Origin of the sequence: Acinetobacter sp., from assembly GCF_049284435.1 — a bacterium.
In the GTDB taxonomy this organism is placed as follows: domain Bacteria; phylum Pseudomonadota; class Gammaproteobacteria; order Pseudomonadales; family Moraxellaceae; genus Acinetobacter.
Genome location: NZ_JBAPXX010000089.1, coordinates 1 through 22849 on the forward strand (window position 1 = coordinate 1; position 22849 = coordinate 22849).

Annotated in this window: 22 protein-coding genes and 2 pseudogenes; 10 read left to right on the forward strand and 14 right to left on the reverse strand. The window is 43.1% G+C overall.

Translation table 11 applies throughout. The annotated features are described in order from the left end of the window. Positions 1-228: 228 nt before the first annotated feature. The 4 genes and pseudogenes from WAK81_RS08135 to WAK81_RS08150 all read right to left on the reverse strand — a co-directional run bounded on the left by WAK81_RS08135 (position 229) and on the right by WAK81_RS08150 (position 3278). Positions 229-935 (reverse strand): annotated as a pseudogene (locus WAK81_RS08135) (phospholipase D family protein). Positions 936-1001: 66 nt separating this feature from the next. Then, entirely contained in the window at positions 1002-1724 is a 723-nt protein-coding gene (locus WAK81_RS08140) for a hypothetical protein (RefSeq protein WP_422196414.1), read from the reverse strand. A gap of 228 nt (positions 1725-1952) precedes the next feature. After that, positions 1953-2465: a GNAT family N-acetyltransferase gene (locus tag WAK81_RS08145; protein WP_422196415.1), complete on the reverse strand. Its 513-nt coding sequence runs from the start codon at positions 2463-2465 to the stop codon at positions 1953-1955. 81 nt (positions 2466-2546) lie between these two features. Then, complete coding sequence (locus tag WAK81_RS08150; RefSeq protein WP_262443212.1) at positions 2547-3278, reverse strand: outer membrane protein OmpK; 732 nt, start codon at positions 3276-3278, stop codon at positions 2547-2549. A 1007-nt stretch (positions 3279-4285) separates the two neighbouring features. Here WAK81_RS08150 and WAK81_RS08155 point away from each other — a divergent pair. The 4 genes from WAK81_RS08155 to dsbD all read left to right on the forward strand — a co-directional run bounded on the left by WAK81_RS08155 (position 4286) and on the right by dsbD (position 7959). Further along, positions 4286-4651: an HPF/RaiA family ribosome-associated protein gene (locus WAK81_RS08155; RefSeq protein ID WP_005108164.1), complete on the forward strand. Its 366-nt coding sequence runs from the start codon at positions 4286-4288 to the stop codon at positions 4649-4651. Between the two features lie 127 nt (positions 4652-4778). Further along, on the forward strand, positions 4779-5321 hold the full coding sequence (locus WAK81_RS08160) for an ankyrin repeat domain-containing protein (RefSeq protein WP_422196416.1): 543 nt from the start codon (positions 4779-4781) through the stop codon (positions 5319-5321). A 21-nt stretch (positions 5322-5342) separates the two neighbouring features. Next, positions 5343-6098, forward strand: a complete 756-nt coding sequence (locus WAK81_RS08165; protein ID WP_422196417.1) for a transporter — start codon at positions 5343-5345, stop codon at positions 6096-6098. Positions 6099-6117: 19 nt separating this feature from the next. Then, positions 6118-7959, forward strand: a complete 1842-nt coding sequence (gene dsbD, locus WAK81_RS08170; protein ID WP_422196431.1) for a protein-disulfide reductase DsbD — start codon at positions 6118-6120, stop codon at positions 7957-7959. A 29-nt stretch (positions 7960-7988) separates the two neighbouring features. On the opposite strand, the gene WAK81_RS08175 is transcribed toward dsbD, so the two are convergent. Continuing rightward, a complete protein-coding gene (locus tag WAK81_RS08175) occupies positions 7989-9185 on the reverse strand; it encodes a GGDEF domain-containing protein (protein WP_422196418.1) in 1197 nt (398 codons plus the stop codon). 343 nt (positions 9186-9528) lie between these two features. On the opposite strand from WAK81_RS08175, the gene WAK81_RS08180 reads away from it, so the two are divergent. After that, entirely contained in the window at positions 9529-10098 is a 570-nt protein-coding gene (locus WAK81_RS08180; RefSeq protein WP_422196419.1) for an FMN-dependent NADH-azoreductase, read from the forward strand. A gap of 62 nt (positions 10099-10160) precedes the next feature. On the opposite strand, the gene WAK81_RS08185 is transcribed toward WAK81_RS08180, so the two are convergent. Next, positions 10161-11072 carry an alpha/beta hydrolase gene (locus tag WAK81_RS08185; RefSeq protein ID WP_422196420.1) on the reverse strand — a complete coding sequence of 304 codons (912 nt, stop codon included), beginning with the start codon at positions 11070-11072 and terminating at the stop codon, positions 10161-10163. Positions 11073-11228: 156 nt separating this feature from the next. Between WAK81_RS08185 and WAK81_RS08190 the strand changes: the two genes are divergently transcribed. Next, positions 11229-11666 (forward strand): DUF2147 domain-containing protein, encoded by a 438-nt coding sequence (locus tag WAK81_RS08190; protein WP_005105342.1) that lies wholly within the window; start codon positions 11229-11231, stop codon positions 11664-11666. 73 nt (positions 11667-11739) lie between these two features. On the opposite strand, the gene WAK81_RS08195 is transcribed toward WAK81_RS08190, so the two are convergent. Continuing rightward, positions 11740-12090 (reverse strand): Spx/MgsR family RNA polymerase-binding regulatory protein, encoded by a 351-nt coding sequence (locus WAK81_RS08195; RefSeq protein ID WP_422196421.1) that lies wholly within the window; start codon positions 12088-12090, stop codon positions 11740-11742. Positions 12091-12565: 475 nt separating this feature from the next. Continuing rightward, positions 12566-13384, reverse strand: coding sequence for an exodeoxyribonuclease III (locus WAK81_RS08200; RefSeq protein WP_422196422.1), 819 nt, complete (start codon positions 13382-13384; stop codon positions 12566-12568). Positions 13385-13424: 40 nt separating this feature from the next. On the opposite strand from WAK81_RS08200, the gene pyrE reads away from it, so the two are divergent. Further along, the gene (gene pyrE, locus WAK81_RS08205; RefSeq protein ID WP_422196423.1) at positions 13425-14075 is read left to right on the forward strand and encodes an orotate phosphoribosyltransferase; all 651 of its coding nucleotides are present in this window, start codon (positions 13425-13427) and stop codon (positions 14073-14075) included. A gap of 464 nt (positions 14076-14539) precedes the next feature. Here the strand turns inward: pyrE and WAK81_RS08210 are convergent, their stop codons facing one another. Continuing rightward, positions 14540-14749 (reverse strand): cold-shock protein, encoded by a 210-nt coding sequence (locus WAK81_RS08210; protein ID WP_004281299.1) that lies wholly within the window; start codon positions 14747-14749, stop codon positions 14540-14542. Positions 14750-15298: 549 nt separating this feature from the next. Between WAK81_RS08210 and WAK81_RS08215 the strand changes: the two genes are divergently transcribed. Beyond that, positions 15299-15631 (forward strand): hypothetical protein, encoded by a 333-nt coding sequence (locus WAK81_RS08215; RefSeq protein WP_422196424.1) that lies wholly within the window; start codon positions 15299-15301, stop codon positions 15629-15631. A gap of 169 nt (positions 15632-15800) precedes the next feature. Here the strand turns inward: WAK81_RS08215 and WAK81_RS08220 are convergent, their stop codons facing one another. The 4 genes from WAK81_RS08220 to WAK81_RS08235 form a co-directional block, all read right to left on the reverse strand. Beyond that, positions 15801-16748: a copper resistance protein B gene (locus WAK81_RS08220; RefSeq protein ID WP_422196425.1), complete on the reverse strand. Its 948-nt coding sequence runs from the start codon at positions 16746-16748 to the stop codon at positions 15801-15803. Then, a complete protein-coding gene (locus WAK81_RS08225) occupies positions 16735-18507 on the reverse strand; it encodes a copper resistance system multicopper oxidase (RefSeq protein ID WP_422196426.1) in 1773 nt (590 codons plus the stop codon). Before WAK81_RS08225 ends, WAK81_RS08220 begins: the two co-directional genes overlap by 14 nt. Before the next feature lie 41 nt (positions 18508-18548). Next, on the reverse strand, positions 18549-18968 hold the full coding sequence (locus tag WAK81_RS08230; protein ID WP_422196427.1) for a hypothetical protein: 420 nt from the start codon (positions 18966-18968) through the stop codon (positions 18549-18551). A 119-nt stretch (positions 18969-19087) separates the two neighbouring features. Then, positions 19088-19288, reverse strand: coding sequence for a DUF3565 domain-containing protein (locus tag WAK81_RS08235; protein WP_422196428.1), 201 nt, complete (start codon positions 19286-19288; stop codon positions 19088-19090). 143 nt (positions 19289-19431) lie between these two features. On the opposite strand from WAK81_RS08235, the gene gshB reads away from it, so the two are divergent. Continuing rightward, on the forward strand, positions 19432-20382 hold the full coding sequence (gene gshB, locus WAK81_RS08240) for a glutathione synthase (protein ID WP_422196429.1): 951 nt from the start codon (positions 19432-19434) through the stop codon (positions 20380-20382). A 52-nt stretch (positions 20383-20434) separates the two neighbouring features. Here gshB and WAK81_RS08245 read toward each other — a convergent pair. Then, positions 20435-21641 (reverse strand): annotated as a pseudogene (locus WAK81_RS08245) (CynX/NimT family MFS transporter). A 424-nt stretch (positions 21642-22065) separates the two neighbouring features. Here WAK81_RS08245 and WAK81_RS08250 point away from each other — a divergent pair. After that, the coding region (locus WAK81_RS08250) for a UDP-N-acetylglucosamine--N-acetylmuramyl-(pentapeptide) pyrophosphoryl-undecaprenol N-acetylglucosamine transferase (protein WP_422196430.1) at positions 22066-22849 on the forward strand (784 nt) is incomplete at its 3' end.

Genomic DNA, 22849 nt, shown 5'->3' on the forward strand with positions numbered 1-22849 from the left:
GAACACTCTTCAACTGCTCTCGGAATATTCAATAGATGAACTGAATGAAATCGCAACAATTGCATTAAGTACCTAAAGATGTGTAGATACCTATGCCCTATGGGAGAGGGGAAAGCCTCCCTTTTTAAAGGGAGGTTTGGAGGGATTAAATTTTAAATCTCCTCTTACCAAGCAGAGCTTCTCATCTCCTAGAAAGAGAGGGAAATCTTCTTTTAAATAATGGAGGGATTAGATTTCCGTATTTTCATCCCAAAGGAAGTACATGCCAAATTGTCCGGTTCTAAATTCACCGCCTATCGCTTTGCCCGTATCAGTTAAAAAGTGCTTATCATTTTCAAGTTTGAGATAGCCTTTATTCACCAGTTGTTCAAGCAAATCGGGTGTCTTGAGTCCAACTTTGGAAGCAAGTTTGGCTGTTGTTAATTTCTTGAATTTTAAATTTTCTTGTTCTATTTCACGCTCAGTTTGAGCCTCAACCTTATCTGTTTTAACTTCATCTAAGCTAATCCGGACTTCTTCGCTAATCCGAATAATACGCTGCGCTTCCTCATAAGCATCTTTAAAGACATCATCATCTTCATATTTACGTACTGAAATGCCCATTTCATTGTTATTGACCTGGCTAAATTCATATAAGTTCAAACTCGAAATAATACATTCCGATTCATTGAGGTAGCATTTTGCATGAAGATTTTTGCAGAAACTCAAACGGACATAGTCCAGTTTTTGAATCCATTTAATTTCTTCAGGATGCAAATCACTTTTGCCATAGACAATGCGAACATCAATTTTTAACCGGTCTTTGTCTTCTAATAATTCTTTAATACGGTCATTGAGAGTAAATACGGACTGATTAAAATTAAACGTTCTTTGGCATTTTTGATGAGTTCTTCTAAGAAAAAATTGGTTGCACTGGTATTTAGAAATTTAGCCATATTTTCCCTGTAATATTTTGAATATTATGTTTGTTATAGGGCAATAAGATATCGCTGAATCGGCAATCACTCAACCTTTAAGTACATGCCATCCGCCGAGACATTATGTCCAAAACCGCAAGACATCGGATTGCTGCTATTCACTACAATCTGTTGTCCAATTTGAGCGTTAAACTGAAATTTCAATTCAATTTTGCAGTCGTCATAACGATATTGGGTATGTGTTTTATTCAATGGCATGCGGGTTGAAAATTCTCCTATATTTGGTCCATAAATCAGACTGCGCAAACCCATATAGAGTCCATTAAACTCAATCTGGTAGGCATTCGAAGTCCGTATAACTTCAATCGTATTCAATTGACCAAAACCTGCATAGCGGACATATTTTCCTGCAAGACTCTTCGGTTTTTGTGGTGCAGGCAACTGTTTCAGATTGAATTGGCTGGTGTTCGCATTTGGGAAAATGGAGAACCAGACGCGTGCCCATTGCGGCTTTCCAAGCTTGGCATAACTTAAACCGACATTATTAAATGCCGTGGTGATATTACGCTCAGAAAAAGCAGTACCGCCGTCTTCTACATTCATCGCACAAAAAGATGACCATGCGGCTTGTTGCTCAAATTGCGCTATGGCCTTTTGATATTGTTTTTGGTCGTAGAATTTTTTGCCATTATTTGCATAGCTTTGTACTTTGCTACAGCCTGAACGGAGCTCTTTTTCAAAATCTGAATCAGCAAAAGTGAGCGTACTTAAGCTTAAAAGACCAATAGAAAATAAAGATTTATACATGGTGTTATTCAGTATGAGTTTGATTCGAATAAAACATAGCAAGCTTGTGAAGTAAATAATATCTCTGTTGTGATCAAATCCAGCAGAAAACAGAAAACAGAAAACAGAAAACAGAAAACAGAAAACAGAAAACAGAAAACAGAAAACAGAAAACATGAAAGTGATTAAGACAGTGAGAGTCTTATGCTAAGAAAATAGATCAAGAGAAGAATTTAAAATAAAAGTGAATTAAACCTGATCCAGATTCAGTTGTAAGAGTACCAGATCACGCCATTGCCCAAACTTCTGTCCAACTTGCGGCATATAGGCAGTTTGAACGAAACCCAGTTTTTCATGCAGACGAATCGATGAGGTATTTTCAGAATCAATCGCTGCGACCATGATATGCAATTTCTGTACTTGAGCCTGTTCAATTAAATACTGTAATAATTGAGAACCTAAACCTTGCCCTGCATAATCTGGATTTAAAAAGATGGAATGTTCTACCGTCTGTTGAAAGCCCTGAATACTACGAAACTGATCATAACAGGCATAGCCAGCCACGACCTGATTTCGAGTATCTTCAACCACAAAAACCGGGAAATTCTGATTTTTAAGCTGCTTAAACCAGATTTTGAAATAGTTCAAATCAAAGGCCGTTCTGTTCCAGGTCGCAGTACCATAGAGTACTTCCTGATTATAAATCTTGAGGATGGTTTCAAGATCATGTTCGGTCGCAGGTCGAATGTCAAAATCAGGCATATTCTTGTTCTGGTAGGGTTGAGCTGAAATTACAGTTAAAAAAAAAGCAGAACCGGAGTTCTGCCTTTGATCATACATCAATTAGAAATGATATTTAACCAATGCGCTGACGTCATTTTGGTCTACGCCTTTATAACCATATTTATTGTTCCAAACTGAATGTTCGATACCTACATAAAGTTTAGTGTCTGGAGAGATATGTTTACCTACATTCCATTTGTACTGGCTAGTCCAGTTCAATTCACTGGCATGTGTATCTTCAGCCGTTGACCAATCCAGGAATGCATCAACAAGGAAATCTTCAGTACCTAACTTAAATGGTACTGCATAAGTGATGGTCATTTGATAATCATCTGCAGTATTATCGTTGTCAGCTTTATAGAAGTTAATGTTTGCATATTGTGTATATGGAACATTTAAAGCAAAACCAACACCATACAAGTAGTTATTAAAGCCTTCGCCACCTTCCCAAGTTGTCGCAACGAGTACGTCCTTGATTGGACCAACTTCAAGTTTAGTTCCTGAAACTGCACTTAAGCTTAAACGCGGTGCAACCTCAAAATAGGTACTATTACCTTCTGGATCATTGTTAGTACGATCAGCGAAAGCAAAGAAATCACCATATTTTAAACCTGCCGCATATTCCGCAGTAACCGTTGTTTGATCAAGCTTTTCATCTTGAGTGAGAAATGGTGATTTATAGTTTTCACCATAAAGACCTGTAACGCTAAAGTCCTGCCAAACTGGTTTTGCTTGAGAAAATGCTGCAGTTGAAGCCAATGCACAAAGTGCCGCAAGTTGTGTAAATTTCATTTAAATCTATCCCCCCGAGAAAGCAGAATAAGCATACAGATTAATAAGTAAAAATAAAGTTAAAAGTGATCGCTGACTTAAATATATTTCAGCCCTCATGAGTTGAATGCAGACGATCATTTTCCTAAGTTTTCATTGTCTTTCGCTGATGCTTTTCTAAAGCATTATTTTTTAAATAAAGTTGAATATGTAGCTCCTTAAAAGACTGAATGTATAACTAAAAATATAAAATCACTTCAATTTAGGATAATTAACTTAGAAAACCAGTAAAAATAGGGGGAATATACAGATTGTTTAGTAATTAATTTGAGCCTGAGGCTGAACAGCTTTGTTCTGTTTGTGTAATGAAGCTACTTTTAAAATCTCAAATGACCGTCGTTTTATAAGCCTGTTCTCAGCCTCTTCAAGTGAGATTGATCGGTCTTATATTTGAATTGAAAATCATTTTTGCAGGTTGTTATTTTAGAATGATGAAGGAGTATTTTTCCTGGTTCTGCAAGAGCAACTAAATAATGATAAAGCATGTGATCTATTCAGGACTGTAAGGCTGACTAGACGTAGATCTTATAAGAAAAATTATTAAATAAAAATGAGCTAATTTCGATAAAAAATATTTTTAATTCCTCTTTTTTTTAGGCTTTTTTATTGAGTGTTATTTAAGCAATTTGTATGCTTGGCCAGAAAATTATTTCAAGTTAAATCGTGTGAAAGGTTGTGAAATTTCCGTTTGAAAAATCCTGTATTTTTGAGCTGAGTAAGCAGTTGTCACAATGGATTATTCTTTTGCTAAAAAACCAAAATATCACTTGCATATTTCCAAGATACAGCCGATATTCAAGATACAAGGACACGATTCTGCAGACTCAAAAATGTGTTCATCATTCAAAATGGAGGGTGTGATTCCAATCATTTGAAGAAGTGAAATGCGATGCGAAACAGCAAGCTACAAACGTGCCAAGATAAAAAATTTTGCACTCAAAAGTTACAAAGATTGAGGATGGTAATATATGAATATTGAACTTCGTACCGATAACCACATTCAGAATAGTGATCGTTTAATTACTTATGTACGGGAAGAATTAAATCAAGAATTCCAGCGCCACAGCGAACGTATTACCCATTTTTCAGTCCATCTCAGTGATGAAAATGGCGCCAAAGGCGGCGATGACGATATTCGTTGTATGATTGAAGCGCGTCCTGCAGGCTTGAAACCTGTCGTAGTCAATCACCGTGGCCATAATGTCGATACTGCGATCCATGGTGCAATTGACCGACTGAAACGTAGTCTGGAACATGTGATCGAGAAAAAAGACAATGTTCGTCCTGGTGCTCTCGACCTAGCAGACACAGATACTGCGGATATCGAAGAGTAAGCCGAACCGATTTGAAAAAGCCCCGCGGGGCTTTTTTCGTATTAAACAAAAATATAGTTATGAGAAGCACAACAAATCCTGCTTTATTCGGCATAATAGTCGAAAACGAATCAAAGTGAGCTCCATCATGTTAACTGCGCAACAACAGCTTTTTGTGCAAGCACTCGAAGAATTAAATCTGGACCAGGTCAAACAGCTGCTGGCAGATGGACTCAACCCGAATTTTATTGATCATGACAAAGGCCCGGTGATTTCGGTCTGGTCAGATGGCCTGTTTAAATGGTGGGAAGAGGTGTGTGAGCTGTATGAAGCCGGTACACCACTTTCAGAAGATGAGAAACAGGTACGTTTGGCGGTACATTTACAGATTCTGGAAGAACTGATCCAGGCCAAAGTGAATCTGCATCTCTGGGATGCAGAAGAAATTTATGGCCCGCTGTGGGATGCCGCGAGTGCCGCATGTGCACCGGCTGTACAGCGTTTACTGGATGAAAAAGTCGATCCAAATAGCAAAGATGAAGATGGCATGACTATTTTATCTTCAATTAGTGATCTATTCTTTGATTGTGATTTTGATGAAATCAACTGGTCAGAAGCTTTAGACGAAGAAAAACAGACGCTAGAGCTACTTCGCAAGCATGGCGCAAAAATGACCAAAGAACTCAGTTAAATTTTAATAAAGAGCTCCAACATGACAACATTAAAAACCTTGGGTTTGATTGCACTGGCCGGTTGTAGTGCACAGCTTTTCGCAGCAGATTTTGAATTTGATCGACCAGGTGAAGGTCTGAGTACTGGAATTACTCCAGTCGGAAATGTCGCTTGGGAGCAAGGCTTGCCTACAGCGCGTTATAGCAAGTCGGGCGATCAGACTGCGACCACACTCAGTGCAGATATGTTGTTACGTACCGGACTCAGTGATGATCTGGAATTGCGTTTAGGTTGGGCTGGTCCGACCTGGACACAAGTGAAATCCAATGGCCAGACCGAAGAAGATGATGGTCTGGGCGATGTCAGTATCGGTCTGAAAAAGGCCATTGATCTGGATGATGACCAACTCAGTATGGCTTTACTGGCCGAAGCCATCATTGCAACAGGCAATGCCGGTTTCACCAATGAAGAAGATATTTACAGCTTAGGTTCTGTCGTGTCATATCAATATAATGATTTGGTCAGTACCGCACTGACCATGCGTTATGAATGGCAGGACAGCAACTGGGCAGTGTCTGCGATTCCTTCGCTAGGCTACCGCATTACTGATCGCTGGTCAGGTTATTCTGAGCTGATTTACCGTAAAGCGGAAAGTGTCGATAATCAATACGCGCTCGGTACCGGGGTCATGTATGCCTTAAATGATCGTGTCCAATTAGATGCGAATGTAGGGGTGGATCTGGATGGTGCAGATCGAAGTTACTTCTCAGGCTTAGGTTTCTCTGTGCTGTTCTAAGTTATTCAACTCACAGATGATGAAATACTCGCAGTTCCCGACCTGGGGGAAAATGCTTGCCCCGGTTATTTTGGGAAGCACCTTGTTCAGCAGTCCTGCTCAGGCGGAAACTGCATTGTTGTCTGCCGAGCAGGCTTTTCCTGTGAGCGTGATCTCCACCAGTCAGCAGCAGGCTGAACTGAGTTGGCAGATTCCGGACAACTATTATCTGTATCAGCATAAAATTGAAGTGCGGCAGGGCAATCAGTCGGTGTCGTTTGAGTTGCCACCCGCTGAAGATTTATATGATGATAACTATGGACATACCCAGGTTTATTATCAGCAGTTAAAGTTTCAGATCCCGACTCAGGCGGGGCAATCCTATCAGGTCAGCTGGCAGGGCTGTGCCAAAGACCGGATCTGTTATCCGCCACAAACCATTCAGTTCAAGACGGATCTGTCTGGTCTGGTGCAATTTGAAGCTACCGGATCAGGAACAAAGCGTTTACTTGATCTGAATACGTCATCGCTGCAACACAATACCCTGTTTAATACGGCGGATTCCTCAGATTCTGCAGAAGATGAAATCTCTGCATCAGCTAACACACAAACCGAACCCTATGCAGCACAAGACCAGAAATGGTCAGCCCAACTGCTTGAACGCTCTTTGGGCTATGGGCTTTTGCTGTTCTTTGGCTTGGGAATATTACTGGCTTTCACCCCGTGTTCCTTGCCGATGCTGCCGATTCTGACCTCGCTGATTGTGCGAGACAGTAAAGGCCTGAAAGCCTGGATGATTGCACTGACTTTTGTCAGCAGTATGGCTACTGTCTATGCAGTACTTGGCCTAATTGCATCTTCGGCCGGCCTGAACTTCCAGCGCTGGTTGCAGCAACCGGCAACCCTGATCGCATTTAGCATCCTGTTTGTCCTGTTTGCCCTGAATCTGTTTGGCCTGTTTGAAATCAAACTGCCGCAACGTCTGGTTCATCGTTTGGATCGGGCGCAGGCCATGCAGCAGGGAGGCAGTCTGGTCAGTGCCGGTGTCATGGGCATGATCTCGGCACTTCTGGTAGGACCATGCATGACCGCACCGCTGGCAGGTGCATTGTTGTTTATTTCCCAGACGCAAAGTCAGTGGCAGGGGGCTTTACTGCTGTTTACCTTGGGGTTTGGGATGGGGACGCCTTTATTACTTGCCAGTATTCTGGGGGCACGGATTCTGCCTAAAGCCGGGCATTGGATGAATCAGATCAAAGTGCTATTTGCCTTTATCATGTTGGCGCTAGCGCTGTATTTTATTCGCCCACTGATGGCAGAAGCCGCTTTACAATGGTTATCCTTAGCTTTGGGCATGGCCTTCGTGGCTTATGTGCTGTTCCGGATTTTCTGGTATCGCACTGGTCTAAGATGGCTGTATATCCTTTGTCTGGTACTGGCCGTGCCCTATATTGCTTATAGCCAATATCAGCACAGTCAGCGTTTTTTTGTGGAGCAGGTGAGTACAGAAGCCAACTGGCATGTGGCACGTAGTGCAGCAGAATTTCAGCAGATTTTGGGCAAGGCACCACAAGGGCAAAAGATTATTATTGATGTCTACGCCGATTGGTGTGTAGCTTGTCAGCCGATTGAACATCGTATTTTAAAATCTGCAGCGGTGCAGCAGGCTCTTGCGCCATATTTCCTGATCAAGCTGGATTTAAGTCAATATAATGCCTCTCATCAAGCACTGTTAAACCAATGGGAAATTCTAGGACCGCCAACGTATTTATTTTTGAATGGGCAGCAGCAGGAAATTCGTGGCTTGCGTTTGACCGGTGCCTTTAGCGAGGAAGAATTGCTGGCACAGCTGCAAGCGCTGGCTCAAAGTGAAAACCCATAATCTAGTCTTAAAAAAAAAGCTGAACCCGTTTAAGAAACCTGCATCTGTACTGGCACCGGTTCAGCATAGGCTTTGACCAGATTACGCCCACCGGCTTTGGCTTCATAAAGCGCCTGATCGGCCTGACTCAATAATTGTTGTGGGCGTAAATCAGCCGTCGAAATGGCAATCCCGAAACTGGCAGTCACCGGAATCAGCTCACCCTCATCACTTAAAATCTGCAATTGCTGAATGGCAATACGGCAGCGTTCAGCCACTTGTTCGGCTTTTTCCAGACTGGTGTTTTTAAGTACCAGAATAAATTCTTCCCCGCCAAAGCGGCCAACCACATCGCTTTCGCGCAATTGCTGGTTCAGCACGGCACTCACTTCAACTAAGGTTTCATCGCCCTTATGATGGCCATAGTGATCATTAATTTTTTTGAAATGATCCAGATCCAGTAACACCAAAGCATAATTGGGAGTTGCTGCGGCATTCAGCTTATCCAGACATTGGTTGATGCTACGGCGGTTAAACAGGTTGGTGAGCGGATCAATCTGACTCAGCTGTTTGATTAGTTGTTCACGATGCCGCCATTGACTGAGCAGAATCTCGAATAACACCATGCAGACGGCCAGAATTGGCAAAATGAAATACAGCATCGACAGCAGCCAGAAACCATTATAGAAAAGCTTATCATCGATATTAAATAGCGGTGAATAAGGTAATTGATGACTGAAACTTAAATAGGCACATCCGCCCAGGAAAATGGAGGCAGGAATCAGCATGCTATACACCAGCGTGCGATGAAATAGCACCAGACCGACCATAATTAGGCAGACATAGGCAGTGGTGGCCACCGGACTGATCACACCGACGATATAGGCATGCCGGCATAGCGAAACCACAAAGGTGCCGACTGCCAGATAGGGTAGATAACGTTCCACCAGACGGTTGCCCTGAAATTTATAACAGGGATAAATCAGCGCGGCTAAAATCAATAGAAAGCTGCCATTCAGCACCACTTGTGAATGAACCCGTTCAACCTGTACATATTGCCAATATTCAGGATTGAACAAAACAAACAGATCCCAGCCGAGCCAGGTCAAATGTACACCGCATCCCAAGGTCAGCATCAGGATACATTTCTTCAGGATGCGCCAGTTCATTACGACTTCATCTTCGACCAGATATTTCTTGATTCTGTGTCTCAGCACTTTTTCTAATACAGGCGATATTCGCTTCATGGTTCCGGTCTGACTTTAATAATTGTTATGGCAGATTTTTTAAGACTTATTGGATATTTATAGATTTATTTACACAAGATAACATAAGTTTGAATGCTTGATAAACAACAATATTTAAAACATTTTTGTGATTTAGTTTGTATCTGATCTGCTCAGTCTTTGCCTATAGCACAAGCGATCTATGCCATATCAAAAGATCCCAATCAAAATAAGGGAGATTTAGAAGCATGCAGTTTTGTTCTAAATTCAGGATGATGTGTTTTATTTGTGCTAATTATTTCAATATAGTCAATCGTTAAAATGGCTGCATTGTTAGAAACCAACACAGATAAAGAGCGAAGCCATGAAAGTTTTACAGATTGATTCCAGTATTTTAGGAGATGCTTCTATTTCGCGTCAGTTGACTCAGGCCGTGGTGGAGCAATTGCAGCAAAAATATGCTGAGGCCATTGAAGTTGAATATCTGGATCTGGCGGCACAGCCTATTCCCCATCTTACCGCCGAAATTTTAATGGGTCAGAATGCAGAACAGACGGCATTGGGCGAGGAAATTTTAGAGCAATATTTGCAGGCTGATGTCGTGGTGATTGGTGCAGCGATGTATAACTTCGGTTTGCCATCGACCCTGAAAGCCTGGATTGACCGGATTTGTGTCGCGGGACGCACGTTTAAATATACCGAACAAGGTCCTGTGGGTTTGGCGGGCAATAAGAAAGTGTATATTGCCAGCAGCCGTGGTGGTGTTTATGGCGAGCAAAGCCCGGCTGATTTTCAGGAAGCTTTCCTGAAAACCATATTTAACTTTACCGGTGTGAATGATATCGAGGTGATTCGTGCTGAAGGGGTGAACATGGGTGAAGCGGTTAAAGCACAAGCGCTGCAAACTGCATTACAGCAGGTTCAAGCCATTTAAAACCTAATACCTCTTTTCAAAGGGTCAGCTACGGCTGACCTTTTTTATGCCCTGAATCATGCTTAATCCCGATCCAGACGATGGGCAAATTCTGCAAGATCGGTGAGTGCCTGCTTGGCTTCATCGAACCAGGCACTGAACATCTGGAAATTATGCCACATGCCGGTATACAGCTTGAATTCGACCTCGACACCTGCCTGTTCCGCTTTTTCTTTAAAACGGCTAGCATCATCCAGCAGAATTTCCTTGGAACCCACCTGAATATGAATCGGTGGCAAGCCGGTTAAATCGGCGAAAAAGGGGGAAACTTCCGGATCACCACGATCAATCGAACGCGGCACATAATATTCAATCCCGGTTTGAACTGTTTCCAAAGACAGCAGGGCATCATGCTTCTGGTTATAACGTAAAGATTCACTGGTCAAAGTTAAATCCAGCAGTGGAGACAGCAGAATCAGACCGCTGACCTGTGGAAGGCTTTCCTGTTGTATTTTGAGTGCCAGCGCCAAGGCCAGATTGGCTCCGCAAGAATCGCCGGACAGAATAATATCTTTGGCTTGAACACCTTGATCCAGCAGCAGATTATAGACATCAAACAAGGCTTCTAATGCTTCTGGATAGGCAGATTCGGGTGATAGCGGATAATCTACATGCAGTACCTGCATCTGGGTTCGAGCCGCAATTTGAGTCATAAAGGCACGATGGGTATTTAAAGAACCTAAGTAAAATGCGCCGCCATGAATATGAAAAATCAGCTGGGTCGATTCCTGCTGTGGCTTAATTTCTTCCGCGCGCAGTCCGGCCAGTCGGAGCGAGCGAATCTGTACCGTTTTATCCTGAGGGAAAAGTTTGCACATCTGTTCCAGTGTAATGCGCATCGAACTCGGTGGAAGACTGAATCTGCTCGGGGCACGAATGGCCGTTTTTAAAAAGCTTTCTGTAATTAATTGTTTCGTTAGCGGGCTTATCTTCATCTTCCTTCCATCTTTTTGTGCTTTTATTAATCATGTGGGTTATTTACCAACCATATTTACAAGGTTACACTAAATAGTCACACCTAAAAATTGAAAAATTGTTGTGACTTTTTAATACTACATGGGTCTATTTTCAGACTAAGGAAATGAAGAAAAATGAAAAAAATAGCGCTTACGTTAGGACTACTAGGCTTATCTGCACTGGCTAATGCCGCGGATCCTTTAAATGGCACGGTATGGAAAACCATTGATGATAAAACCAAGCAGCCTAAGGCCATGGTTAAATTCACTGAACAAAAGAACGGCACTTTGTCAGCCAGTATTCAGTCTGTATTAACGCCAGGTGAAGAAAATGCCTGCAAGAAATGTGAAGGTCCATATCACAACAAATCTCTGAAAGGCTTGACCATTGTTAAAGGTCTGAAAAATGCTGGTGGTACGAGTTATGACAGCGGTTCGATTCTTGATCCACAATCTGGTAAAACCTATAAGTTGAAAGGTCAGCTGGCAGACGGTGGCAAGAAACTTGAACTGCGTGGTTTTATCGGCGTAGCGGCATTGGGTCGTAACCAGACCTGGATTCGTGCCAACTAATTTAATTTAAGTAGATATACAAAAGCCTGACCGATGTCAGGCTTTTTTTATGAGTGTTATTCAATACAAGATATTAGCGGGCTAAGCCACGATAAACCGTTTCATCAAAACCGGCAATAAATCCTGTAGAGGTTGCCAGTATTGGACGTTTGATCAAGCTAGTATATGTTGTTAATGCACAAATTAATGCTTCTTCACTCGACAGAGCGGTCTGTTGCTCTTCTTCACTGAGTTTACGCCAGGTAGTGCCTTTCTTATTCAGGACCACATCCTGACCCAAGGTATTAAGCCAGGTTTTGACGGTTTCAGCATCGATGCCCTGTTTTTTATAGTCATGAAATTCATAACTCAGACCTTGCTCAGTCAGCAGATCAAAGGCTTTTTTCATCGAACTGCAATTTTTAATTCCGTAAATTTTTAACATAGCTGCCATCTAAAAAATTTAAATCATGAGCTAGCTTAACCAAATTGGCAGCAGCAGACCATGCAAAAGCAAATGAAAAAAGGGAAAAAATTTTAAATAGCAAAAAAGTCATGTCATCACAATGACATCAAGCAGCTTTAACATGAGCGCTAAGAAAAAGAATAACTTACCATCATAAGAAAAATAGAAATTAGGGGATGGTAGAAATAGAAAACCCGCATTTAATCATCCTGATCATGCGGGTCTCAATCCAACGTCCAATGTCACATCCATGCAAAACAAGCTAAATCTATAGTCTGTTTTATTTTCGTCCTACGGCGTCCTGTCCTTATGTTGTCGTCCTGACATGTCCTTGTGCCGTAGCGCTATAATGCTATGTTATTACATTGAGATAAACCCAAAAAATACGTCATGTCATGTAAGAGATAAGCCTTAATTGAGTGAACACCTGTTCACTCAATTAAATGATGAGGCTTTATAATTTGTAGTCGATGATCACTGGAGCATGGTCGCTAAACCATTGTTCTTTATAGACCCAGGCATTGACGGTGCGTTCTTTCCAGTCCGGAGAGCAGGCATGATAATCAATCCGCCAACCAACGTTCTTGGCACGCGCCTGTCCACGGTTTGACCACCAGGAATACAGCTCGGCTTCTTTACGCACTTCACGAAAAGTATCGACATAACCGAGCTCATCGTAGATATGATCCAGCCAGGCACGTTCATGCGGTAAACAGCCCGAGGCTTTCTGGTTGCCCGACCAGTTTTTAATATCAATACGTTTATGCACGATATTATAGTCACCACAGACAATCACTGACTTATTTTCATCGCGCCACTGTTTCAGGATCTTTTTATATTCATCTAGGAAGTGATCTTTACGTGCTTGCGCTTCATCACCCGATGAACCAGAAGGCAGGTACAGGGAACAGATCTGTACAGTTTGTTCTAGACCGAAGTCAAATTCAGCGGCAATAAAACGACCTTGTGAATCGGCCAGTTCAAAACCCAGGCCATCGGTTAAAGACACAAAAGGCAGACGGCTATAAATGGCCGTACCAGCATAACCCGGACGCTCGGCAGGAAACAGGTGTGTGTACCAGCCTTCAGGCTTGAATTTGTCCGTCCACTGCGCATGCGTGATCCGGCTTTCCTGCATGCAAATCACATCAGCTTCGGACTGTTCCATCCATTCCAATAGACCTTTGGTGACAGATGAGCGTAAGCCGTTGACATTAATTGAAACGACGCGAAGAATTTTTTGATCACCTGGATAGCTACTCTTTGGTATCATGCGCAAGTCTTACCTTAATTAATGGATTTAGGAGCACCTCATGTCAACGCCAGCTCAGTTTAACCCGCAAGCTTTTATCGAACTCGCATTATCACGCGGTGTGCTTAAATTTGGTGAGTTTACTTTAAAATCGGGACGTGTGAGTCCCTATTTTTTTAATGCGGGTCTGTTGAATGATGGTGAAGCCTTGACACTGCTGGCTTCTGGCTATGCTGCAAAACTGACTGAATGTGACCATGTTGAAGTGATTTTTGGCCCTGCATATAAAGGTATTCCTTTTGTGGCAGCGACCGCGGTGGCTCTGTCGCAAAATCATGGGGTAAGTGTGCCGTGGGGTTTTAACCGCAAAGAAGCCAAAGACCATGGCGAGGGTGGCGTATTGGTCGGTGCTTCTGTAGCAGGTAAAAAAGTCTGGATCATTGATGATGTGATTACCGCAGGCACAGCGATTCGTGAAGTCGTCACCATCCTGAAAAATTCCGGTGCCCAAATTGCAGGTGTATTGGTGGCACTAGACCGCCAGGAAAAAGGTCAAGGTGATTTATCTGCCATTCAGGAAGTACAGCAAGAGCTTGAGATTCCTGTACATGCCTTAATTACAATGAAAGATTTAATGGATTATCTGGAAGCGAAAGGTGACCTAGAGGCTTTAGCGAAAATGGAAGATTACCGTGTTAAATACGGAATCTAAGCCTGGATTGGCATAGAAAAGGAAGCTTGAGTTTCCTTTTTTTATAGATACTCAATTTGCTAAACATTTGAAATTTATTATCTCTGTCTATTCTTGTAAGCATTGGCTTACATCAATTCCAGTACTTTACGGCTGTTTTGAATAGTGGAAATTTCCTATGATAGCTTTAACAGGAACAGGACGTTCCGCACAAGAATAACAATAGATAAATACAAGGAAAGTAAGGTACGACAGGAGTTATACCAAGCGAACCCATACGAAAAACCCCTGGCAGGATGCCAGGGGTTTTTCATTTCTATTTCTTTATAGAGCAACGCTTAGAGTAGCAATGACTCAATAATATTATTCTTAAAAATTCACTGTTAATGAGCTAAACAGACAAGCAGAAAACCTTTCACCAAAATTATGAATCTTTAGTGCTAAAAAAAGCACCTGAAGGTGCTTTTTCTTATTGCTGGGCTAAATTATAGCGCAACGATATTGATCGCATTTGGACCTTTTTGACCATCAACCACGCTAAAAGAAACGCGTTGACCTTCAAACAAAGTTTTGAAACCAGAACTGCTGATTTCTTTGAAATGAGCAAAAACGTCAGGACCTGATTCTTGTTGAATAAAACCAAAACCTTTAGTTTCGTTAAACCATTTTACTGTACCGGTAACTGTAGTAGACATAATATAACCTATTAAATTTTTAATAATTTTAGTCATGGAAATGACTATGGATAACTTGGAAAAACAACAAGAATTGAAATAAAGATCTGAAAAAACTGAGGATTATAAATAATACTGCGGCACTTAAAGAAGTTTAACTAAACAACGCTTTTTTCTAGTTACATACAGCATAGCCTAAATCAGAAAATATTCAAGTTTTTTATATTTATTATTTATTTTTCTTATAAAAGTGGCTTAATTACTCTTTATCTTAAGCTTTTCAAGCTGATTGGCTTGGACTTTATCGGTTGCATTTAAGCTTTAGCAAAGAAAAACAATAAATACACGTTGTGTTTACGTTACTTTATGTTAATCAGAATCGTTCAGTACTCAGCAAGATTTTACTAAGTCAGTGTATTTTATAACTTTGGGTAAATTGATATTTTTAGCTTTAAGATAGTTATCGTCATTGCTCATGTATAAAAATCCACCTATATTTAAAACTCAATTGGAAAAATTAACTATAAGAATTTCTTAATTTTAATTTAAAACCAAATACGAGTGAGTCTCATGGATTACTGGAACAGTGTGTTGCTCATATCCATCATCACCATGGTTGGACTAGCCATGATCATCCTGTTCGTCGGATGTAAAATGTGGAAGAACCTGGTGGTGACTTTACTGATTGCCACCTTGATTGGATTTCTGATTGTATGTGCGATCAATTTTATTTTTGGTGATCGTCTTCATTTTCTGTGGGGTGCCCCTGAGACTGGTGATAGCAATTTTATGCTGGAAATGGGACTGATGAGCCTGTTAATTGGCGGCGTGAGCACGTTTATCATTATGTTAGGTACGCTGGTGGCTAAAAGTAATAGTAGAAATCAGAACGATGAAGACTAGTTTTTCGCAAAATAATAAGTGTCTTAATGAGCGGGAAAGTGCAGAAAAACATCGCATGTACACATAGGCTTAAAAAAATCTTTCTCAGCCAAATGTATAGTGCCATAGCGCTACGGGGTATGAATGGAGTTTCATATCCCGTAGCTGCATAATTTTCTGTATCAAAAATTTAGAACATCATTCTCAGACCTGCCGCATAGATCCAGCCTTTTTCTGAATCAGAACTTTGCTGCCAGGCTGTCTGTTTGTTGCCTTTACTATATTCATAACCGACTTCCAGATAAGGCATGAATTTTTTGCTTAATTCATAGCGTGTTTCCAGACCCAAGGTCGCATGACTGAGACCAGTTTTTTTCGCATTCGCTGCCTGATCATTCAGGATGAGATCCAGTTCGACAAAGGGCTGCATAATCAGTTTCTGAGTCAATAACAGGTCACGTTCCGTTTCCAGTTTTAATCCCACAAAGTCATCTTCACCGACATAGAGATGAGCATCCGTTTCGAAAAAGTAGGGGGCCAAACCATGTAGCCCAAATACAGCATCGAAGCGCTCGTTTTGCTGTTGTGTAGCAGGCTCGGCTAAATTTTCCTGACGGTAGCGCACACCGGTCTGCACATCCCAGAAATCTGAAATATTTCGGCTATACAACACTTTGGCATCATATTCGGCCTGACGGGATTCATGTTTGTCGGCTTCTAACTTGAGGAAGATTTTATTTTCATCCGTGCCAATTCTGGCCTGGTTCTTGGACTTGAACGCCCCATTTCCCTCTGAACTATGCTGCCATTTCTGGTCCAGAATGACCTGGCTATAAATCTGTGCGCCATGTTCTTTACGGTGATCATGTTCGCTGGCAGAACTGACTGAATTTTGTGGTGTGCTCAGCGCCTGCTGTTGATGCGATAACTTTGATGGCTGTTGATAGGATGTGGCATCTGCTGTTCCAGTACGCTGGGCGTGGTCATCAGTCATGTTTTGCATGGCATGATGCCCGCTATGCTGCTGATGTTCAGCATGACCCGTATGCTCGCTAGAATTTGCCGCAAAAACACTCAGGCTGCTTAGAGTAAGCGCACTGCTGAGCACTGACTTTACAAAAAGATTAGTGATGTGCATGGCTTTCTCCTTGAGCAGCTGCTGGTTTTGACGGCATTTTTTGTGAAGAAGGGTGAGATGCTTGATCTTCGTCAACCTGTGCCACAATCAGCTTGTTCATCATGCCGGCACTCATGTGATAGAGCAGATGGCAGTGAATCGCCCATTCTCCCAGTTCGTCAGCCGTGAGCAGGGTAGTCACCGTTTTCCCGGACGGCACAATCACGGTGTGTTTATTTGGCATATTTGCAGCAGACTGACCATTTTCCAGCTGCATAAACATGCCATGCAAATGCATCGGATGGGCCATCATGCTGTCATTGATAAATTTCAGCCGGATCCGCTCACCATATTTCACCTGAAGTGGCTCGGCATCACTGAATTTTTTACCATTGATGGTCCAGATGTAGCGCTCCATGGTTCCACCCAGACGAATCACCAGTTCACGTTCTGCTGCGCGGGTATCGGGTTGTGGTGTCAGGGCTTTGAGGTCTTGATATTGCAAGGCTTTATGTCCTGCAGGCGTAGACATATTGGCCCAGCCCTCAACCCGCTGATGAGGCTGATTGGTTCCGGACATGGCACTATGACTTGCATGCATGTCGTGCTGGGCATGATCATCATGTTTAGGCGTACCTGTTGCAGATTGTGTGGTCTGACTGCTGTGTGTGTCATGTGACATGTCATGCTGCTCAGCATGTCCCATATCTTCCATGGTCAATAAGGCACGAGGGCGCGGTGGCGGTAATTGAACCGGCGCTGGGGTTTTACTTGAATCAGTTGCCTGATGCAGACTGCCAATGGCAAAGCCTGAGCGGTCGATCGATTCCGCTTCAATCTGGTAATGGGCTGCAGTGGGTTCCACAATCACATCATACGTTTCAGCGGTTCCAATACGGAACTCATCCACAGCGACCGGCTGTACAGCTTGTCCATCAGCACTGACCACGGTCATTTTCAGCTGGGGAATACGCACATCAAAAAACGACATGGCAGAGGCGTTGATGAATCGCAGACGAACTTTTTCATTGGGTTGGAACTGGCCACTCCAGTTCTGTTGCGGCGTTTTTCCATTGATCAGAAAGGTATAACCGGTGACATCAGACAGGTCGGTTTTCAGCATACGCATCTGGTTCCACATCTTGCGATCTGACCAGGTGGCTTGAAGGCCATCACGTTTCACCTGCTTAAATACATCGACCAAGGTTTCGCGCTGGTTCTGATAATATTCGGCCGATTTTTTTAAATTGTTCTGAATCTGCTGGCTGCCCTGTTCGTGAAAATCCGACAGCATGATCACATAATCCTGCTCAGTTTGTTCATGTTCAGGTAGCGATGTTTGGGCTTTGGGGCGAATCACCAAAGCGCCATAGAGACCATCCTGTTCCTGGCCTTTAGAATGTGCGTGATACCAGTAGGTTCCGTTTTGACGAACCTTGAAGCGATAAGTAAAAGACTGCTTCGGTTTGATACCTTGAAAACCGTTAAATCCGGGGACACCATCCATCAGCCCGGGCAGGAGCAAGCCATGCCAGTGCAGCGAGGTATCTTGATTGTTCAGGTTATTTTGCACATGAATAACCGCGTCATCACCTTCTTCAAATTCCAGTAAGGGTGCAGGAAATTTTCCGTTTACGGTAATCCGTTTGACTGTCTTTCCGGTGAGATTGATTGGGCTTTCATCAATGACCAGATGATATTCTTTCACGGCTGCAAACAGTGCAGATGACGAGAGGAGACCCAAGCCCAGACACAGGCTTTGACTGATTTTAAGCAACATAACTTAATCCTTAATGAATAAAAAAATTTAAAAATTCAGGATCAAGCTTTGGGCGGGCGTAAGATTTCTTGCCAGTAACCGGCAAGGTGCTGGGCATGGTAAGCAGGTAGGAGAGTTTTTTCCGGATCACTGTGATCAGGCACGCTTAACTCGGGCGCTGCAATGGGCAGGCTGGTGATCAGGCTCTGGCAAGCAGTGGTGCCGCAATCCAGACAGTCTGGCGAATGCTGGGTGCTGTCACTAATACAATCCGGCTGAAGATTCTGATCTTGATGATGATCAGTCTCATGCAGCGAGTGAGAGGCGTTCGGTTTTTTCATTTCCAGACAATGACTGCTCATTTTTTCAGTCGACATGACCAGATGCATGGTGTTTGCAGATGCGACAGACACACTGCTCCAGCCTATGGCAAAAACCATAAGCATCACCAACCAGATCTGTTTGACGAGCCGTATGAGCAAAAGTACATCCTAAAAAATGCGCTGCATGTTTGAGCAATAAAAGCATAAACGCAGTAACTCAAATTAGCAAATTCTGTGCAAGATTATTTTTAATTCATCTGCATACCAAGTTCATAGGTTCAGGTTTCAGTTTCGCACTTTTCACATTTTTTACAGTCCAGCAGCATCCCGATCTTTTCCTTGCGACCTTGTTCGGTCATCACCCAAGGACGATTTTGCCATGGCGGGGTATGCCGCACATGCTGGCCATGTCCACATGCCAGCTCTGCAACCCAATGCTGTTCTTCATCCAGGTAAAAACCGATAATGGCCTGTTGCATGGCATACCTCCTTTTGAGCTAAACTGCCCCGGTAACGATCTAAAAATCTATATAAAATAAGTCATGCAAAATCACCATAAACAAAAGAATCCACACAAGCTATACTCTTTGCCAAGTCATTTTTTGAAAAAGAGCAGAGACACATGCGCGTACTTGTTGTGATGGATCCCATCGAAAATGTAAACCTGAAGAAAGACTCGACCATGGCCATGCTGTGGGCAGCAGCACGTCGTGGGCATGAACTCGGTTATGCATTGCAGCAAGATTTATATATCGACCAGGGCAAGGCCTTTGGTCTGATCGCGCCGTTACAGGTATTTGAAGATTACGACCATTATTATGAGCTCGGTGAAAAACAAAAAGAGTCGATCGCTGCTTATGATGTGGTGCTAATGCGTAAAGATCCGCCTTTTGATATGAATTTTGTCTATACCACTTATATTCTGGAGCAGGCAGAGCGCGAAGGGGCATGGATTATCAACAAGCCGCAAAGCCTGCGTGACTGTAATGAAAAACTGTTCGCGACCCAGTTCCCGCATCTGCAAGTTCCGACTTTGGTGACTTCGCAACAAAGCCTGATCCGTGAATTTCTCAAAGAACAGGTCGATGTCATTGTGAAACCGCTGGATGGTATGGGCGGCACCGGGATTTTCCGCCTGTATCAGGATGGCATCAACATCGGTTCAACCATTGAAATGCTGACCAATAACGGCACCCAGCCGATTATGGCACAGCGCTATATTCCGGAAATTGTCGAAGGCGATAAACGCATCCTGATGATTAATGGCGAGCCAGTGCCGTATTGTCTGGCACGTATTCCGCAAAATGGTGAAGTGCGCGGTAATCTGGCAGCGGGTGGGTTGGGCGAGGCGCGCCCACTGACTGAAATTGACAAAGCCATTGCAGCAAAAGTAGGGCCGTATCTCAGAGAAAAAGGTCTGGTCTTTGTAGGGCTGGATGTGATCGGAAATTATGTCACTGAAATTAATGTAACCAGTCCAACCTGTATTCGTGAAATTGATGCGCAGTTTGGTACTTCGATTGCGGATGATCTGTTTGCCGTGCTGGAAGCGGGGCAGGCCAATCAGGTTTAAAGGCAAAATCAGGTGAAAAAAAGAGTCTGCTTGCAGGCTCTTTTTTATTTTTTCATTGGGGATAGCGCTTAAATAAATATGCCGTCATCACGATGCCCAGCATCGAAAGGCAGACGGTGATAATGGCAAGATTGGCCCAGTATTGGGTGGCAGATATCAGCGCAGCGCTCAGGGTCGGTATAAAAAACTGTGCGCAGGCTGAAATTTGTAAAACCAGACCCACACTGGCCGCTGCTGCATAAGCGCGTGGTGCATAGTGCAGGGTAATCGCAAAAACAGTGGTTGGGATCATCCCGCCAGTCAGTGAAAACAGCATGGCACTGACAACCTGCAATTCAAATGAAAGCCAGGAATTTGCTGCAAATACCAAGCAACTGCTACAGAGCATTGCCACAAATCCGGTGCTCAATAAGGTGTGCGGTCTATAACCCTGTTGCAGCAACATGCCTGCGCCAAAAGTGCCCCCCAGATTAGCCAGCACGACCATTGAAACCAGCATCCCTGCGCGTTTTAAGTCCAGCCCCTGTTCGACATACAGCGTAGGCAGGAAGCCCGTGACAGTAATCCATTGACTGGTATAACAGGCGAAAATAATCGCCAGACAGATAATGAGAGGATGGGTCAGAGTAATTTGAACAATCTGCCAGAATGAGGTGTTTTCCGTAGCTGCCTGGGAAGAGTCTGGCTGTGTTACCAGGGAGGGCAGGTTTAATATTTAAATATTGTTTGATCATGACAGCAATGACAAGGCACAGGCAGCCCAAAATGGCCCAGATCGTTTGCCAGTCCAGATATTCAAGCAGGAAAGGAATCGTTAATACTGCCAGACTGACACCGATGCCCATATAGGAACTCCAGAGTCCCATCTTGAAATTCAGTGTTTCAGCGCGGCTGGTACGTTTTAAAATTGCTGGCGCACACAAGGAGATGGTTAAAAACCCAATTCCTTCCATAAAGCGCAATACATATAAAGTGGCAGGCTGCGTAATCCAAAGCCCGGCAAGACTGCTCAGCCCTAAAATGATTAAGGCCATGATCAGGCAGCGCTTTAATCCCATTTTTTCCGAGAAGGCGCCAATGCATAGCGCAAACAGCATTCCGGCGGCCTGCACCAACGCTAATGAAAAACCAGCCTGAGTAAAACTCAGGTTTGAATCCTGCTGCAACACAGGAATCACGGCCGAAAGTTTGCCGACATGGATCGCAGCCAGATAACCGGCCAAGATAATCCATACATCACGAAATGATATTTTTGACATCTATCCGAACTGAGCCCATTTAAAGCATCTGCTTGTACATCAAGCATCATTCATATATAGATATGAATAACATGAAAGTTTTATAAAATTTATAGGATTTAAGCCTAAGCTCATTAGTCTATGATAGGACATGGATTGACCAGGATTGAGCTGTAAATGGTTCTAAATAAAGCCCTGTCCTTGGCAAGATCATTGATAATATAATGAAAAGTTAGTTTAAAATTGATATGATGCTTCACTTAAGTCTAAGGAAAAGTGCAGACCTTATAAATAAAACGAGTCTAAACTTGAAATTTGCGTGAAAAAAACAATTAAAGCCTTGTTGAAATAAAGTAAATAAACTTTCATGGCCTGACGTTTGTGATTACAATTGATTACTTAAATCAGATTTCCTGCTCCATTTTTAGTATTGAAGAATTAAACCGTGACCGACGCTCAGCAAAAACAGCCTAAACATGTCATGATGATGGCCGCAGGTACAGGTGGACATGTGTTTCCAGCGTTAGCTGTTGCCAAAGACTTACAACAACAAGGTATACAAGTTTCCTGGTTGGCCACCCCCGCAGGCATGGAAAACCGCCTGTTAAAAAACCAGAATATTCCCATTTATCAGATTGATATTCAGGGTGTACGTGGCAATGGTTTCTTACGTAAAGCTTTGGCGCCTTTTAAAATTATGAAAGCCACCCTGAGCGCCATGAAATTCATGAAACAGCTTAAGGTTGATGCCGTGGCAGGCTTTGGCGGTTATGTAGCAGGCCCGGGTGGTTTGGCCGCGCGTATCTTAGGCATTCCGGTGCTGATCCATGAGCAGAATGCAGTTGCCGGTTTTACCAACACCCAATTGTCGCGTGTGGCAAAGACAGTGTGCCAGGCGTTCCCGAACACTTTTCCGGCCCAAGAAAAAATCGTCACCACTGGCAATCCGGTACGACAAGAAATTAGTGAAATTTTAAATCCGTCCTGGCGTTATCAGGAGCGTGACAAGGCTGGATTGCCCTTACGTATTCTGATCGTTGGCGGGTCTTTGGGGGCGCAAGCCTTAAATGAACGGGTTCCGGAAGCTTTAAAGCAACTAAATGTGCCTTTAAGCGTCTATCATCAGTGTGGGCAAAACCATGCCGAGGCGACACAGGCACATTATGAAAATGCACCGGCCAGTCTGCAAGTTGAAGTACAGCCCTTTATTGAAGATATGGCCAAAGCCT

Excerpts from the sequence above, each read along its gene's own strand:
- dsbD (WP_422196431.1), top strand. The coding sequence starts at position 6,118 with ATGAAATACTCGCAGTTCCCGACCTGGGGGAAAATGCTTGCCCCGGTT.
- WAK81_RS08195 (WP_422196421.1), bottom strand. The coding sequence starts at position 12,090 with ATGTTAAAAATTTACGGAATTAAAAATTGCAGTTCGATGAAAAAAGCC.
- WAK81_RS08200 (WP_422196422.1), bottom strand. The coding sequence starts at position 13,384 with ATGATACCAAAGAGTAGCTATCCAGGTGATCAAAAAATTCTTCGCGTC.
- WAK81_RS08220 (WP_422196425.1), bottom strand. The coding sequence starts at position 16,748 with ATGCACATCACTAATCTTTTTGTAAAGTCAGTGCTCAGCAGTGCGCTT.
- WAK81_RS08235 (WP_422196428.1), bottom strand. The coding sequence starts at position 19,288 with ATGCAACAGGCCATTATCGGTTTTTACCTGGATGAAGAACAGCATTGG.
- WAK81_RS08155 (WP_005108164.1), top strand. The coding sequence starts at position 4,286 with ATGAATATTGAACTTCGTACCGATAACCACATTCAGAATAGTGATCGT.
- gshB (WP_422196429.1), top strand. The coding sequence starts at position 19,432 with ATGCGCGTACTTGTTGTGATGGATCCCATCGAAAATGTAAACCTGAAG.
- WAK81_RS08215 (WP_422196424.1), top strand. The coding sequence starts at position 15,299 with ATGGATTACTGGAACAGTGTGTTGCTCATATCCATCATCACCATGGTT.
- WAK81_RS08150 (WP_262443212.1), bottom strand. The coding sequence starts at position 3,278 with ATGAAATTTACACAACTTGCGGCACTTTGTGCATTGGCTTCAACTGCA.
- WAK81_RS08190 (WP_005105342.1), top strand. The coding sequence starts at position 11,229 with ATGAAAAAAATAGCGCTTACGTTAGGACTACTAGGCTTATCTGCACTG.
- WAK81_RS08140 (WP_422196414.1), bottom strand. The coding sequence starts at position 1,724 with ATGTATAAATCTTTATTTTCTATTGGTCTTTTAAGCTTAAGTACGCTC.
- WAK81_RS08165 (WP_422196417.1), top strand. The coding sequence starts at position 5,343 with ATGACAACATTAAAAACCTTGGGTTTGATTGCACTGGCCGGTTGTAGT.
- WAK81_RS08225 (WP_422196426.1), bottom strand. The coding sequence starts at position 18,507 with ATGTTGCTTAAAATCAGTCAAAGCCTGTGTCTGGGCTTGGGTCTCCTC.
- pyrE (WP_422196423.1), top strand. The coding sequence starts at position 13,425 with ATGTCAACGCCAGCTCAGTTTAACCCGCAAGCTTTTATCGAACTCGCA.
- WAK81_RS08145 (WP_422196415.1), bottom strand. The coding sequence starts at position 2,465 with ATGCCTGATTTTGACATTCGACCTGCGACCGAACATGATCTTGAAACC.
- WAK81_RS08180 (WP_422196419.1), top strand. The coding sequence starts at position 9,529 with ATGAAAGTTTTACAGATTGATTCCAGTATTTTAGGAGATGCTTCTATT.
- WAK81_RS08160 (WP_422196416.1), top strand. The coding sequence starts at position 4,779 with ATGTTAACTGCGCAACAACAGCTTTTTGTGCAAGCACTCGAAGAATTA.
- WAK81_RS08175 (WP_422196418.1), bottom strand. The coding sequence starts at position 9,185 with ATGAAGCGAATATCGCCTGTATTAGAAAAAGTGCTGAGACACAGAATC.
- WAK81_RS08185 (WP_422196420.1), bottom strand. The coding sequence starts at position 11,072 with ATGAAGATAAGCCCGCTAACGAAACAATTAATTACAGAAAGCTTTTTA.
- WAK81_RS08210 (WP_004281299.1), bottom strand. The coding sequence starts at position 14,749 with ATGTCTACTACAGTTACCGGTACAGTAAAATGGTTTAACGAAACTAAA.